The 14,539-nt window shown below is 50.8% G+C and carries 14 protein-coding genes and 1 tRNA gene; 7 read left to right on the forward strand and 8 right to left on the reverse strand.

Annotated elements, in window-relative coordinates; all coding sequences use genetic code 11:
- Nucleotides 1-43 precede the first annotated feature (43 nt).
- Nucleotides 44-2,830 (forward strand): TMAO reductase system sensor histidine kinase/response regulator TorS, encoded by a 2,787-nt coding sequence (torS, locus tag OGW16_RS13265; RefSeq protein ID WP_200007560.1) that lies wholly within the window; start codon nucleotides 44-46, stop codon nucleotides 2,828-2,830.
- Nucleotides 2,831-2,838: 8 nt separating this feature from the next.
- On the opposite strand, the gene OGW16_RS13270 is transcribed toward torS, so the two are convergent.
- Nucleotides 2,839-2,915 (reverse strand) — tRNA-Arg (locus OGW16_RS13270).
- A 39-nt stretch (nucleotides 2,916-2,954) separates the two neighbouring features.
- Entirely contained in the window at nucleotides 2,955-3,134 is a 180-nt protein-coding gene (locus OGW16_RS13275; protein WP_043015487.1) for a hypothetical protein, read from the reverse strand.
- Nucleotides 3,135-3,171: 37 nt separating this feature from the next.
- Between OGW16_RS13275 and fimW the strand changes: the two genes are divergently transcribed.
- The 3 genes from fimW to fimZ all read left to right on the forward strand — a co-directional run bounded on the left by fimW (nucleotide 3,172) and on the right by fimZ (nucleotide 6,093).
- Nucleotides 3,172-3,765, forward strand: coding sequence for a fimbria biosynthesis transcriptional regulator FimW (gene fimW, locus OGW16_RS13280; RefSeq protein ID WP_043015486.1), 594 nt, complete (start codon nucleotides 3,172-3,174; stop codon nucleotides 3,763-3,765).
- A 385-nt stretch (nucleotides 3,766-4,150) separates the two neighbouring features.
- Nucleotides 4,151-4,873 (forward strand): fimbria biosynthesis regulator FimY, encoded by a 723-nt coding sequence (gene fimY, locus OGW16_RS13285; protein WP_200007681.1) that lies wholly within the window; start codon nucleotides 4,151-4,153, stop codon nucleotides 4,871-4,873.
- Between the two features lie 587 nt (nucleotides 4,874-5,460).
- Complete coding sequence (gene fimZ, locus OGW16_RS13290; RefSeq protein WP_043015484.1) at nucleotides 5,461-6,093, forward strand: fimbria biosynthesis transcriptional regulator FimZ; 633 nt, start codon at nucleotides 5,461-5,463, stop codon at nucleotides 6,091-6,093.
- A gap of 49 nt (nucleotides 6,094-6,142) precedes the next feature.
- Here the strand turns inward: fimZ and sfmF are convergent, their stop codons facing one another.
- The 6 genes from sfmF to fimA all read right to left on the reverse strand — a co-directional run bounded on the left by sfmF (nucleotide 6,143) and on the right by fimA (nucleotide 12,212).
- On the reverse strand, nucleotides 6,143-6,637 hold the full coding sequence (gene sfmF, locus OGW16_RS13295; RefSeq protein ID WP_223306703.1) for a fimbria assembly protein: 495 nt from the start codon (nucleotides 6,635-6,637) through the stop codon (nucleotides 6,143-6,145).
- Between the two features lie 34 nt (nucleotides 6,638-6,671).
- Nucleotides 6,672-7,679 (reverse strand): type 1 fimbria D-mannose specific adhesin FimH, encoded by a 1,008-nt coding sequence (gene fimH / locus OGW16_RS13300; protein WP_043015482.1) that lies wholly within the window; start codon nucleotides 7,677-7,679, stop codon nucleotides 6,672-6,674.
- A 4-nt stretch (nucleotides 7,680-7,683) separates the two neighbouring features.
- Complete coding sequence (locus tag OGW16_RS13305) at nucleotides 7,684-10,305, reverse strand: fimbrial biogenesis usher protein (RefSeq protein ID WP_286518508.1); 2,622 nt, start codon at nucleotides 10,303-10,305, stop codon at nucleotides 7,684-7,686.
- Nucleotides 10,306-10,312: 7 nt separating this feature from the next.
- Nucleotides 10,313-11,005: a type 1 fimbria chaperone FimC gene (gene fimC, locus OGW16_RS13310; protein ID WP_043015480.1), complete on the reverse strand. Its 693-nt coding sequence runs from the start codon at nucleotides 11,003-11,005 to the stop codon at nucleotides 10,313-10,315.
- A gap of 41 nt (nucleotides 11,006-11,046) precedes the next feature.
- Entirely contained in the window at nucleotides 11,047-11,580 is a 534-nt protein-coding gene (gene fimI / locus OGW16_RS13315) for a type 1 fimbrial protein subunit FimI (protein WP_047412895.1), read from the reverse strand.
- A gap of 77 nt (nucleotides 11,581-11,657) precedes the next feature.
- Nucleotides 11,658-12,212: a type 1 fimbrial major subunit FimA gene (fimA, locus tag OGW16_RS13320; protein ID WP_043015478.1), complete on the reverse strand. Its 555-nt coding sequence runs from the start codon at nucleotides 12,210-12,212 to the stop codon at nucleotides 11,658-11,660.
- Between the two features lie 575 nt (nucleotides 12,213-12,787).
- Here fimA and folD point away from each other — a divergent pair.
- The 3 genes from folD (at nucleotide 12,788) to OGW16_RS13335 (ending at nucleotide 14,515) form a co-directional block, all read left to right on the forward strand.
- Nucleotides 12,788-13,654, forward strand: coding sequence for a bifunctional methylenetetrahydrofolate dehydrogenase/methenyltetrahydrofolate cyclohydrolase FolD (folD, locus tag OGW16_RS13325; RefSeq protein WP_043015477.1), 867 nt, complete (start codon nucleotides 12,788-12,790; stop codon nucleotides 13,652-13,654).
- 1 nt (nucleotide 13,655) lies between these two features.
- The gene (gene ybcJ / locus OGW16_RS13330; RefSeq protein ID WP_016152124.1) at nucleotides 13,656-13,868 is read left to right on the forward strand and encodes a ribosome-associated protein YbcJ; all 213 of its coding nucleotides are present in this window, start codon (nucleotides 13,656-13,658) and stop codon (nucleotides 13,866-13,868) included.
- A 122-nt stretch (nucleotides 13,869-13,990) separates the two neighbouring features.
- The gene (locus OGW16_RS13335) at nucleotides 13,991-14,515 is read left to right on the forward strand and encodes a metal-dependent hydrolase (protein WP_075145043.1); all 525 of its coding nucleotides are present in this window, start codon (nucleotides 13,991-13,993) and stop codon (nucleotides 14,513-14,515) included.
- Nucleotides 14,516-14,539 lie beyond the last annotated feature (24 nt).

Genomic DNA, 14,539 nt, shown 5'->3' on the forward strand with positions numbered 1-14,539 from the left:
TCCTCTTTTCGACTCAACCTTTTTAATCTGTGGCGACCAGACAGTGAATTTATCTCTGACCAAACGACTGTGGATAGGCTTTGCGCTGATGGCGGCGCTGACCCTCATGAGTACGCTGGTAGGCTGGTATAACCTGCGTTTTGTCAGCCAGGTTGAGCAGGCCAATACCCAGGCGCTGATCCCGACCATGGACATGGCGCGCCAGCTCAGCGAAGCCAGCGCCTGGGAACTGTTTTCCGCGCAGAATCTGACCACCGCAGATAATGAAAATATGTGGCTGGCTCAGGGGCGTATGTTAACCGCCCAAAGTCTGAAAATAACCGCATTACTGAAAACTCTTCGCGAACAGGGCTTTGATACTTCGTCCATTGAACAACAGGAAAAAGAGATCGCCCAGTCGTTAAGCCATCAGGGGGAAATGGTTGGCGAACGGCTGAAACTGCGCGAGCAACAGCAACAACTCAGCCAACAACTTGTTGAGGCTACCGCCAACGTTGCCGAAATGGCGCGCGGGCAGGCCAGTAATGCCGCCACCTCGGCGGGCGCTACGCAGGCAAGCATTTATGATTTAATTGAAAGCCATCAGGGGCAGGCGGCTGAACACGCTCTCGACAGGCTTATCGATATTGATCTGGAATATTATAACCAGATGAATGAGCTGCGCCTGAGCGCGCTACGCGTGCAGCAAATGGTGATGAATCTGGGGAATAACCAGGCGCAGAATAACCTGGCGGCGCTGGAAAACCAGCTGAATGCCGCCGTCAGAGTGCTTCACCGCCGACAAATACGCATTGAAGATCCGGTGGTACGCGCTCAGGTTGCCGACGCAATAAATTCAATTAGCCGTTATGTCGATCTGCTGGCCCTGTATCGTCAGGACAATGACATTACTACCCGCTTACAGATCTTATCGCAAAACAATATCGAGCAATTTACCCGTTTCAGTAGCCAAGTCAGTCAGTTGGTGGAAATCATCGGCCAACGCAATCAGACCGGGCTGGCGCATCTCAAACAGGCCAGCCAGCGCGGGCAAACGCTGCTGCTGCTGTTAGGTGCGGTATCATTATGCTTGTTAATTCTCATTCTTTGGCGCGTGGTTTACCGCTCGGTCACGCGTCCGTTGGCGCAGCAAACCCAGGCGTTACAGCGTCTGCTTGAAGGTGATATCGACTCCCCATTTCCGGAAACCGCAGGCGTTCGCGAACTGGACACCATTGGGCGGTTGATGGATGCCTTTCGCGCCAGCGTTCACGCCCTGAATAGCCACCGCGAACATTTGGCCGCTCAGGTTAAAGCGCGCACCGCCGAGCTGCGGTCGATGGTGTCTGAACATCGGCTGGCGCGTGCGGAAGCCGAAAAAGCTAACCAGGCAAAATCGGCGTTTCTTGCCGCCATGAGCCATGAAATACGCACCCCGTTATACGGGATCCTCGGTACTGCGCAATTGCTCTCAGACAATCCCGCACTGGCGCAGCATCAGGAGAATCTGCGCGCAATCACCGACTCTGGCGAGTCTCTGCTGACCATCCTCAACGATATTCTTGACTATTCCGCCATCGAAGCGGGCGGAAAAAATGTGGCCATCGGTGATGAACCCTTTGAGCCCAGGCCATTGCTGGAAAGTACGCTTCAGCTCATGCACGGTCGCGTTGCGGGTCGCCCGGTCGCATTGATTATGGATTTTGCCGACGACGTACCCGACTCCTTACGCGGCGATCCGCGCCGCATCCGGCAAATCATAACTAACTTATTAAACAACGCACTGCGCTTTACCGATCGGGGGCACATCATCCTGCGTAGTCGGTGTGAAGACCAGGATTGGTACATTGAGGTTGAGGACACGGGATGCGGGATTGATCCTGCCCGTCAGGGCGACATTTTTCAGCCGTTTGTTCAGGTAAGCGGTAAACGTGGGGGAACCGGGCTTGGACTCACCATCAGCGCCAGCCTCGCGCAGGCGATGCAGGGAGAACTCAGCGTCACCAGCACGCCAGGGGTAGGAAGCTGCTTTCGTTTGCGTCTGCCATTACGGGCAGGCGAGATGCCGGTAGCGAAATCCGTTCCACGAGCGATATCATTACAGGGTTTACGCATACTGCTTATCGAGGATAACCCTCTCACGCAGCGCATCAGCACAGAAATGCTCACCCTCAATGGCGCACAGGTTACCGCTGCCGACAATGCCGCTGCGGCACTAACCATACTGCAGCAAGACGCCCATTATGATGCCGCCCTGGTTGATTTCGATCTTCCGGATATCGACGGCATCACGCTGGCGCAGCAGTTAACCTGCGCATACCCAATGCTAAATCTGATAGGCTTTAGCGCGCACGTCATCGACGAAACGCTAAGCCAAAGAACCAGTACCCTGTTTCTCGGCGTTATTCAAAAACCGGTTCCCCGGGATGAACTCAGTCGGTTAATTATGCATTATTTGCACGGTTACGCGCCTCTCCCGGTTGCATCAGAAAATGACAACAAACGGTTAGATACCCAGCAATTAGCCGGAGATATTCAGCTAATGGGATGGCAAAAGGTACACGAATGGTTAGCGCTCTTTAAGCAACATACCCTTCCTGTATTAGATGAGATTGATAATGCGCGCGCAGCACACGATCGCGAGAAGATAAAACGTCTGGCGCATCAGCTAAAAAGCAGTTGCGCCAGCATGGGAATGCGTTCTGCCAGCAGCGTTTGTGCCGCACTTGAACAACAGCCGTTAGCTGATTTTTCACTCAGGGAGGAGGTACAACTCAGTCTTAAGGAAGTGGAAACGTGGTTGGAAAAGGAAAATTCATCGCAATTCGCTGAAGCTGGACATCTGAAGTGATGTTGAGATGGTACGCCCTGTAGGATTCGAACCTACGACCTACGGCTTAGAAGGCCGTTGCTCTATCCAACTGAGCTAAGGGCGCATTGCGAAGTGATTACTTCATGCAGATGAAACGCGTGAATTATACGGTCAGCGCTTGCTGAGTCAATGCCTTTTGTTTCGGTTGCTGGCGAAGTGTACGAATGTTGATTTTTTCTGCTCGTTCAAGGGTATCCAGGAAATCACCTGGTAACAACTCAGCCCGCAAAACGTCAGATTTAGGGATACATGTATTTAGAATATTTATGATTTTGCTTAACATTCCTTTATCCCCTCTCCCGTGGTTCAGGAACTCTTTAATGTTAAGTATCGCCATCAAGGAAGAAAACAGTCACTTCGAACATGGACTGAAAATCATCATCTCCCATCTGGCAAATCAATGGCACCAGGAGATTTGCTTTTTACCCGTCGAAGATATCGATCGCGCTGACATCGCGTTTATCTCCCTGGATGAAGATTGGCTCAGTGCCGATTGCTACCAGGTTCCTGTCCACACCAGGCGCCAACACCGGGTGGTCATCTGTAGCAAAAACGATAAAGATAAGCTGATGTTCCGGCCCTGCTTGTACATGCTGCCACTGATTTATCGGGAAGATGACGTAGACGAGATAACCAAAAAACTGGTTCTCATCCTGCAAAAACGCGCGCTGCGCAATAGCGTGCCCGCAACTATCTGCCATTACTGCACCACTCGTAACTTTTCTATAGAAGAACGTCAGTTCTTAATGTTTCTCGCCAGTGGGTATACCTTAGCCGAAACGGCCCACCTGCTCTCGGTAAGCGATCTCCAGGCCAAAGCTACCCGCCGCAGCATTATGAAAAAGCTGCATGTGAAAAACGATCAGCAATTCTTAAGATACATCCGCGCGCATCTAAACTTTCTACAAAATTAGTCGGAGTAGTTCTGCCTAATTTTTATTGAGAAATATCTCATCGTCGATTAAGTATCGGCTCCTACTGTACCTGGCTTCAGGCTGCCAGAATTATCGAGCCATACTATTTCCGGGGTAACAGAAAGACATACCCGGTAATATTTTATCTAATCTCAGAGAGAGGCTGAACTGGATAAAACAAGCTTTTGGGCATTGAGTAAGACATCAGAAAACTTCCGGCAGATTATTCTGATGGGATACGCAATTGCCAGTCTGATGATTGTTGAAGCACTGAAACCCAACGGCACAAGTAAACTCACCTTTGCGCTGGCAAAAGTTTGGTTCAGGGATGTTTGTAGTCAGCAATTTATCCAGACCTGCCGCAACAGAAATGGAATGGAAAAGGATGCACAGCGCAAAACGCCGGGACCGCTATCGCCGTATACGAAACGCTAACTGTACCTGGCAATATCCCCACTGTACCTCACAGGTATTTGACCGGCTCGAGTATCTGGCGCAAAAACTCGAATACACATTACCGGACGACACTATATCTCAGGCGATAATTACGACAGACTACTATCTGGCCTATGCGCTGAGCCGGCATTTATTTTCAGGCACTCGCACGGGGATCTTCCAGAGCGTTGAATCGGCGTTGCTCAGCATGCAAGAGCCGGTAATTAGCCAGTTAGTGATTGACATAGAAGGCTTAGCAACTCCTTATTTCGATATACTTGAAGGTCTGCGTCAGTTAATTAAGAAGCGTAATGACATTCAAATTTTCATAATGCTATCGAATCGCGATGAAGACCTTACCTCTTTTATTTCACTGTCTGGTCCATTTTATATCTTGTCACGCAACTTACGCCTCCCGGAGATGCGTCACGCCTTATTATATCCGGCTCTAAACTATATTCACTCCAGGCGCATAAACCAGCTCGATTGGGAGATGATTGCCTTACTTTTACAAGGTAACTCATTAAAAAAGATTGCATTGTTACAGACTCTTCCCTACCACCGCATCATCTATCGTCTGAACAAGTTGATTACGCGCCTGGGATTGCCCAGCAGGCAACGCTTCTTACATCTGATACATCGCCTCAACGTTACCTCTCCTCATTTTAATTAACACCATAACCTCCTGTCCCATAAGATTTTTTAAGAAATTACTTATTCTTGAATAAGAAAACAGATTTAATTTTTACAAAAATTTAATATTTACAACTATTCCTGGTATTATGTCTGGTGCGACTGTCACAGTAAACCTTACAGATTCTGTGCATTTCAATATAAAACCACCTTAATGCCGCCTTAACAAAACCTAAACAATTAGTTTATCGTATCGTTTTTACTGTTTAAAAAAATTTTTCAATCTGCCATAATTCGAACTGCAGATAAATAATGCCAATAGCCATTAAGACACCTGGATCTTTCAGAACATCCTAACTGACATTAACAACCGGGATGTTGTAAGTCTTTTCCGAAAGAACAGAGCAGGTATAATCCCCACAGTTTCCTGATTAATTGTTAGTTTTCCCGGTGTGAAATGGATTTTCCACAAATTCATTGTTCTGCAGAAGAACAACCGAATAAACAAGGATGAAATAATATTTATTCGGCTCTCCCTCAGAACAATTCTTGGCTATTTGACAATATTATAACGCCTGATGTTTTATCAAATTCGCAAGATACGCAAACAGTTTGAGGCATACAACAATGAAACCAGCATCCGTTATCATTATGGACGAACACCCTATTGTCAGAATGTCGATAGAAGTACTACTCGAGAAAAACAGTAATATTCAAGTAGTGCTGAAAACCGATGACAGCCGTACGGCAATAGAACACCTGCGCACACACCCGGTCGATCTTGTCATTCTGGATATTGAACTACCTGGCTCTGATGGGTTTACATTACTCAAAAGAATAAAGTCATTGCAGGAGAAAACTCGGGTACTGTTTCTGTCCTCAAAATCTGAGTCATTTTATGCCGGGCGTGCTATCAGGGCCGGTGCAAATGGTTTTGTCAGTAAACGAAAGGATCTCAATGATATCTACAATGCGGTAAAAATGATTTTATCGGGATATTCTTTTTTCCCTTCGGATACCCTTAATTTCATTAACAATATAAATGCACAGAAAGGCGTCTTGAATGACATGCCGCTCTCTAACCGCGAGGTTACCGTTTTGCGTTATCTGGCAAACGGGCTGTCCAATAAGGAAATTGCTGAGCAGCTGTTACTCAGCAATAAAACGATTAGTGCTCACAAGGCGAATATCTACTCCAAGCTCGGATTACACACCATCGTTGAGCTGATTGATTACGCAAAAATGCATGAATTAATGTAATAACACTCCCGGCGAGATGTCGTTCGGGAGTGTTTTGTCAGCACATTGATTAGTTATAGTTAATCATAAACGTGGCATCAGCCCTGGCGACACCAGGCTGAACCCCGTCTGCTAACGCGATATAGTTGGCGAAAAAGGTCAGCGTGGCATTACCGTTCTCATCAATCCCCACGGTCTGGCTGGCCTGTTCGAGCGGCAATCGCGTGCGATCGCTGTCATGCAATTCGATCGCCACCTTTTGCGCCATCACCGCGTCATCAAGCGCCAGCAACGTCGTGCCTGGGGCCGGTGTTCCGGAAAACGTTATCGAAGCGGATCCCGGCGGGCAGCCTTCCAGCTTCAGCGTAAACGCGACCGGTTGCGTGGTCTCTCCACTGGTCTGAAGCTGCTTTGTCGGCCAGGTGCCTAGCTCCACAGACTTGTTGCTGTCGCTGGCAATTACCGCACAGGTAAAGTCCACCACGTTACCGCGCAGTTCAATATTGATTTCTCCCAGCGACGAAGCGGCATGGCACAACGAACTGAATGTCAGCAGAGACACCATTGCCAGGAGTGTCCCTGCGGCGGGCGTTTGCTTGTTAGTCATAATCCACTCGCAGATAGCCACGGGCTGTAAAGGGTCCTTCGGTGGGCTTATTGCCCGTCACGCTGACCGGCCATGCCCGAATGCCCACGCTTGCCGCGGCGTTGTCGTCCAGTTGAAACGGAATCGTGCTGGACAGATTATTAGGCGTCAGCGGTCTGCCATTGCCGTCGGCGACAATAAAACCTAAATCTGAGTTATCAGAAACCATCATTTGCCCGGTGGCTTTCTCGGCCTCTACACGCATGGTTAAGTAGGCCTGTGCGGCGACGTTGGTGCATTTTATCGCCACCGTTTTGGTCTGCGGATTAATGCCTTCTGGCCGGTTTCCCGCCCCCGCCTTGCTAAACAGCGATGCGCCAATATCACCAAAATCAAATTCGACAATCTGTCCGGCGTTCACCTCACAGTTTTGTGGAACCTCCACCTTGCCGCTGTAGCTGATGGTGTAAACCGGCGTGCTTAACGCATCTCCGGTACTGGTCGTGACATAAACGCTGAACATCGTCTGCCGGGGGATCGGCACCATGTTAATAAACGGGCGGATCACTTTGAGTTTAAACACCAGCTTTGAATCCATTACGCCAAAAGGCTGCTGCTTAGATACGTTAGGGTGAGTCCCCATGCGGATATAATTACGCGGAGGATAAAACAACCCGGCGTAGCTGTCGGTGATGCTCATGGCCCCCAGCAGGTAGTCATTGAGCTTCAGGTACTGAAATCCACCCTCGGTACTTTGAACCGGCAGTTCAGTCACATAGCTTCTATAGGTGTAATTTACCGTTGTCCCAGCCGGACAGGTGGCATTAACGCCAACCCAGCCCGATTTTTCCGGTAACGTCACGACCTGACCCGGCTGGTTGTTGCTGCTGTTAAACACGTTCGACAGATCGTAAAAAACATCCGTTGGTGTGCCATTCGAGTTTTGGCAGACCGTCGCCCAGGACGAATGGGCCATCAGCAGTAAAGCACTTCCCAGTAACAAACCCGTTTGTCGTTTCATCGTATTATTCCTGTCGTGCCGTTGGGGATTCGCACGTCACGTTCGTGATCGTCACCGCCTGTTTCAGGCTCTCTTCAGGCAAGGCATAGCGCGCCGTGCAGCGAGCTTTTGCGCCTTCTCCCCATTGGATCAGCAACTCGCCTTTTAGCGGCAGACCACTGAGATAAATTTGCCCGTCTTCACCCACCATACTGGTCACACCGCTGGTGTTCTCCCGCACAACGGAACCAAACGGCACGGGTTTACCGGCATATTTCGCGGTAATCAGTGCCCGCACGCCGATTCGCGTATCAAACGCCGCCCGCACCAACGCCCCTTGCGTTGGGACTACGCTGCTGACGTTATTTTCCACATCGGTATTGTTGTTCATGGAATTGGTGTCTAACGCGACGCGGTTATAGCGATAGACGGTGGCATACGGCATCACCGCGTATCCACGCCAGTCGGTTTGAACGCCGGTCTGGTTTTCTATCCGCACCCCCTGCGCACCAGGTGCTTTAATCAGCACGTTGGTATCGCCCAGAGGCTGACTGAGCGTAATGCCGTCCGCGTGACCCACCACGCCGCCGGAGAGTTGCCAGTTGTAGTCATGCTGGTCGCGGTCATAGTTGTATCCCACGCCCAGCGTGCCATAGGTCGCCTGCCAGTTGGCGCTGGCGTTTCCGCTATAGCCATTGGAGCTACTGTGCCCCTGATTCACGCTGTAGCTCAGGTTGCGTCCATCCAGCAGCGTACCGCCGACTCCGCTCTGCCAACTGTTTTGTCCGTTGCTATTGCGGTTGGCATTAAAGGTGGCGTAGGTGCGATCGAGGGCGTTGTCACGCGAGTAGCGCCGCCCGCTCAGCAGGCTGAACGGGACTGACATATTGAACGCCAGAATACGGTCGGTGTCGGAGATGCCAACCGATTCATTCCACGACCAGGAGAGTGAATAGCTAATCCCCTGCCAGCCACTGGCATAGCCTACCTGGTACCAGGTATTGGTATCTGAGGTATTCCAGTACGTTTGCTGACTACCCGAGACATACAGCGATCCGTAATCCCCCAGATTCTGCGAAATGTTTATCTGGAAACGACCTTTTTTGCTGTAGCTCAGGTTGTGGTAGCTCTTCACATTGGGCACGTCGTGGCGATTGCCCTCACTGTCGTATTCGTACTCATAGCCTTCCATACTGCGGTACGCGACGTCATCGAGGGTATAGAAGCCACGCGTTGAGTAGCGATACCCCAACAGCTGGAAGTTAGTGCCAAAATTGTTCAACGATTTCGCATACAGGAAACGCAAAGACTGCCCCTGGTGCGTACTGTCATCCGCCAGTTGGCTACGCGCGTGGGTAAGATCGACAGAAACCGCCCCCCAGTCCCCGAGATTTCGACCAGTGCCTAAAACCATCGCGGTGTAGCGTGAAGCCAACTGCGTACCACCATATGCGGTGTAGCCTTCTGGTAACCCGGCAATTAATGTTCCCTGGAAAAAGAAAGGTGAGGATTGCTGGCTATTGCCACTGCGAAAATCCCCGGCGACCACGTCATACTTGAAACGCCCTTCTCGCTGTAATAAGGGAACCGTTGAGTACGGCACCGTATAGCGTTGCTGACTGCCGTCTTTCTCATCCACAGTGACCTCAAGGTCACCGCTGGATGACGTCGGGTTGAGATCGGTTATCGAGAACGCGCCGGGTGAAACATAGCTTTGATAAATCACATAGCCATTCTGACGAATGGTCAGTTTCGCTGCGGTACGCGCAATGCCGCGAACGGTAGGCGCATAGCCTTGTAAGCTGTCAGGATACATACTGTCTGAGGAATAGAGCCGCGCACCGCGAAACCCGACGCTGTCAAAAACGTCGTTGCCGGTGTTGCTGTCGCCCATCACCAGTTCGCCTTTCAGCGGGATAATTGCGCGCTGAAGCCATGTACCGATGTTTTTCCAGCTTTGTGAATGGTATCCATCGCCCTTGGAATAGCTCCACGCGCCGTTATTTCTCAACCGCCATGGGCCATAGTTCAGACCACTGAGCATACTCAGGAAATAGCTGTCCGCATCACTGCCGCGACTGCCGGTAAAACTGTAGTTAACCAGCGCAGCCGGGATCCCTTCATCCCACTCTTCAGGTGGGATATAGCCACGCGCGCTGTTTAACATCGACGCTTGCGGCAGGCTGACGTTGAGGCGCAAGGTAGAAAAATCAAATGCAATCTCGCTGCCTGGAATCGCTTCAGGCAGATTGATGCAGGTATCGTTCGGGTCCTTACTGAGTGCCGGAAACGCGGCGATATTGACGCCAAGGCGTTTCACCCAGTCGAGTCCAAAACACGGCATCAGCCCACCGGACTTCTCCCCGGCTTTTCCCGCACTGGTCGCAAAACGAATATCCTGAGTGGCCACAAACTCATCGTTGCGCCAGATATCCACGCGATAAACGCCTTCAGGCTGGTGATTGCCTTTTTCAAAGCGTGATAAATCCGCCACGGTTGCCGTATCCGCAGATAAAAAGGCCGGATTAAAATAGCTTTCCCCATGGCTTAAAGAGGGAAAGAGCGCCGCCAGCGTGGACAACGCCACCCCTGCCAGCGGTGGCGTAACCCCCGGTAACAGGCCAGGAAAATACGTTGTCTTATTCATCGTTATCTCAACGCACGCTAACCGTTTTGGCCGGAGTCACAGCGCCATAATCATTGACCGTCTGGAACGTGACGTTGCCCTGAACGCCCGTTGGTAGTTGGATCTGCGCATCGCTTTTCGGCGCAACCATCACGTTATCGACCTTTGTTTTCCCCACATTGAGATTGACCAATGTGACGTAATACGCTGACGGATTATTGATTTTCAGGTGGTTACTGGAACGGGAAAACGTCAGCATCCCAGGCGCATCTTCCGGGATTTGCGGCAAATTATTCGGACGGACGAAAAGTTTGATGCGTGACAGAATCGCCAGTTGCAGAACGTTTTTGCCCTCAAGGCTGTTTTTATTGACTGACGGAATGGCTTTCACATTCATCCAGAACAGAGACTCACGATCTTTGGGCAGCGGTTCGCCGGCATAGATGATACGCAGCGTATTTTCGCTTTTGGGCTCGCTGACAAACAGTGGAGGCGTAACCACAAATGATTTTTCTTTAACGCCTGCGCTATTCTCAATCCAGGAATTTACCAGGTAACGCTCTTTGGTATCGCTATTGCTGATAGACAGGGATGTTTGTTTGGCATCAGCCGGATAAATAACGCGAGTGGCGCCTAATGCAATACCGCCGGCAGCCTGAACACTGGCAGCAGAAAATAAGGCCAGTAAAAGGATAAAACCTGATTTCAGATAATTAGACATAGCTACAAATACCTTTGATGCGATTATCGTTGGGAAATAAATCAGGGATAAACCAACGTAAACCACACGTCTGAACGAAGCATTCCCGGCGTTATATTTTCCGAGACAGCCCGATAGCGAGCAGTGAAATGAAACGTCATCTCTTGCGTTATAATCGGCGCATAATGAAGCGGCAGCGCATTTGGAATAATTTGCCGTTGGCGCTCGTCAAATAATGCCAGACCGATCCCCGAAGCCGCAGAAGCATCGCCGCTGGCAAGGAAAACCTGCGGATCTTCCGCTGGCGTCACGCCCGCAAACGCAATCCCAACATGGTCGTAGACATCAGAACTGCACGAGGTTAAACGCAGTGAAAACGGTACGCTGGTAGAGGCAAAGCTTCCCGTCCCGGAGAAAGCATTAGTGCGATATTGCCCCATTTGCACCCGCATATTCTGACTGTCAGTGGCGACCGTACAGGCTCCGTTGACCAGTTGCCCGCGTAGGTGGACGCGGCCACTTTCCAGTATTACCGTATGTGCAAACACGGGCATTACGCACAGCATTCCCGCCAGCGCCACGCCTTTCCCTATCATCTGCCGCATCCTTCATCATCCCCGGATATTGCCTCATCCAATGAGGCGTACCGCATCCTTGCGCAAATCAAAACGGCTTATTCGTACTTCATGATGAACGTCGCGTCAGCATTTGCCTGACCCGGCGTTGCGCTTGCAGCAGTGGCTTTATAACGCGCAGAGAAACGCAGGGTGTTGGTCCCTTCAACCAGCGCCTGAGCGGTAGAGAAGGTGGCTCCATCCGGCTTCAGCGCGGTGGACGTATTGTCCAGAATTTCAATCCCGACGCCGCTGGCAGTAGTACCGTTGTCTGCAGAAGTGACGGCCAGCAGGTTGTTATTGGTAATATCAGACTGACCAGAGAAAGCAACGGCTGCGGTTGCGGCAACTTTCGGGTCACAGTCGTTCAGGACGATAGAGAACGGAATTTGTGCCGTCGTATCACCCACTGCGGCAAAACTGGCAGTACGATACTGGCCTAAGGTGACAACCTGATCGGATGACTGAGTACTGACTGCACAGGCTGCATTGACCAGTTCACCTTCAAAATGCACAGTTCCGCCGCTAACGCTTACCGGATCGGCCGCAACCGCCGCACCTGCGACTAACATCAGGCTGGCAATAACAGAAGAGGTCATTAATTTACGTTTCATGGATTTCCCTTGAATTACACACATCCGGCTCCGGCGTCCTGCGGGATCCGTTTGACTCATTATCGACATTAAATGTCAGGCTAATTATCTCTGCATCCTGTAAAGATATATCTCGCAAGAGAATTAGCTAACCGTTTACCCCAACTCTCCTGAGTATTTGATTCACTAATTTATCTTCGCGAATATGACTATTCGTCACAGCGATAAATTAAACATTTCAATTAATGAAAAATACCTGCAATTCCTTTTAATGGCCCTGGCTAATTCTTAATAGGCCCCAGGAAAAATCTGGGTGAAAATGAGGTAAAATCACCCAAAATTAAGCGTAACAGACTGGTTTGCGACGCATTACCCATGAAAAGACCAGGGTGATGAGTTGTTTCATTCACGTTAACTTTAATTAGCATGCTCATTAATTACCCGTAAGGCTTTAGCCTCTGACCTGACCCCTTTCGCCGGCAGTAACGCCCCCTATCGCACGTAAAAACGCAAACGAAAACTGACAGCACGTCCCGCTTCTGACAAAATAGCGGCATCCCCTTCGGTTTAACGTAACAGACGGAATCCTCTCTCTGATGGCAGCAAAGATTATTGACGGTAAAACGATTGCGCAGCAGGTGCGCTCTGAGGTTGCTCAAAAAGTTCAGGCGCGTTTAGCGGCTGGATTACGCGCCCCAGGCCTGGCTGTTGTGCTGGTAGGTAGCAACCCGGCTTCGCAGATTTATGTTGCGAGTAAACGCAAAGCCTGTGACGAGGTGGGGTTTGTCTCCCGCTCCTATGACCTGCCTGAAACCACCAGCGAAGCGGAGCTTCTTGAGCTGATCGATACGCTCAATGCAGATACCACCATCGACGGTATCCTGGTACAGTTGCCGTTACCTGCGGGTATCGACAACGTTAAAGTGCTGGAGCGTATTGCGCCGGATAAAGACGTTGACGGTTTCCACCCGTATAACGTCGGTCGCCTGTGCCAGCGTGCGCCACGCCTGCGTCCGTGTACCCCACGCGGCATTGTAACCCTGCTTGAACGTTACAACATCGACACCTACGGTCTGAATGCGGTCGTCATTGGCGCGTCGAATATTGTTGGTCGCCCGATGAGCATGGAGCTGCTGCTGGCAGGCTGCACCACCACCGTCACCCACCGGTTCACCAAAGATCTGCGCCGCCATGTTGAACATGCTGACCTGCTGATTGTTGCCGTCGGCAAACCTGGCTTTATACCCGGCGAGTGGATCAAAGAAGGTGCGATTGTGATTGATGTCGGCATCAACCGTCTGGAGAATGGTAAGGTTGTTGGCGATGTGGTCTTTGAAGATGCTGCCGCACGCGCGTCATATATCACGCCGGTACCCGGCGGCGTAGGCCCAATGACGGTCGCCACACTTATCGAAAACACGCTGCAGGCGTGTATTGAATATCATGATGTAAAGGACGTTTAAAATGGCCACATTTTCACTGGGTAAACACCCACACGTTGAACTCTGCGATTTGCTGAAGCTGGAAGGCTGGAGCGAAAGCGGCGCCCAGGCAAAGATTGCTATTGGCGAAGGGTTAGTGAAGGTCGATGGCGCTGTTGAAACGCGTAAACGCTGCAAAATCGTTGCCGGTCAGACCGTCAGCTTTGAAGGCCACAGCATTAACGTCGTAGCGTGATCCCGGTGCCGGATAAGGTCATTTCTTGTCCGGCCTCCTCCCCTCTCTTTTTCAGATAATGACTTCACCGCCGCTTCACAGTGAACTGTTAGCATGTTGTTTTTCCACATGAAGCGATCATCATGCCAACTATCGTCACGCACGCAGCCGTTCCGCTCTGTTTAGGGTTAGGTCTCGGACTTAAAGTCATCCCCCCGCGATTACTGTTTACAGGCGTCATTCTGGCGATGCTGCCGGACGCCGACGTACTGTCTTTTAAACTTGGCGTCGCCTACGGCAACGTGTTTGGTCACCGTGGTTTTACCCACTCCCTGCTGTTTGCTTTTGTCGTGCCGCTGCTTTGCGTAGTGATTGGCCGACGATGGTTTAAGGCGGGATTGATTCGCTGCTGGCTATTCCTGACGGTATCACTGCTGTCGCACAGTCTGTTGGATTCGGTCACCACCGGCGGCAAAGGCGTTGGCTGGCTGTGGCCGTGGTCGGATGAACGCTTCTTCGCGCCGTGGCAGGTGATTAAAGTCGCCCCGTTTGCGCTATCACGCTACGCGACCCCTTACGGGCACCAGGTGATTATTTCGGAATTATTATGGGTGTGGCTACCGGGAGTGATGATGATGGGTGTGCTGTGGTGGTATAGACGTCATTAATAGTGCCTGATGGCGCTAAGCTTA

The sequence above is a fragment of the Citrobacter sp. Ce104 genome (assembly GCF_030334595.1).
In the GTDB taxonomy this organism is placed as follows: domain Bacteria; phylum Pseudomonadota; class Gammaproteobacteria; order Enterobacterales; family Enterobacteriaceae; genus Citrobacter; species Citrobacter europaeus.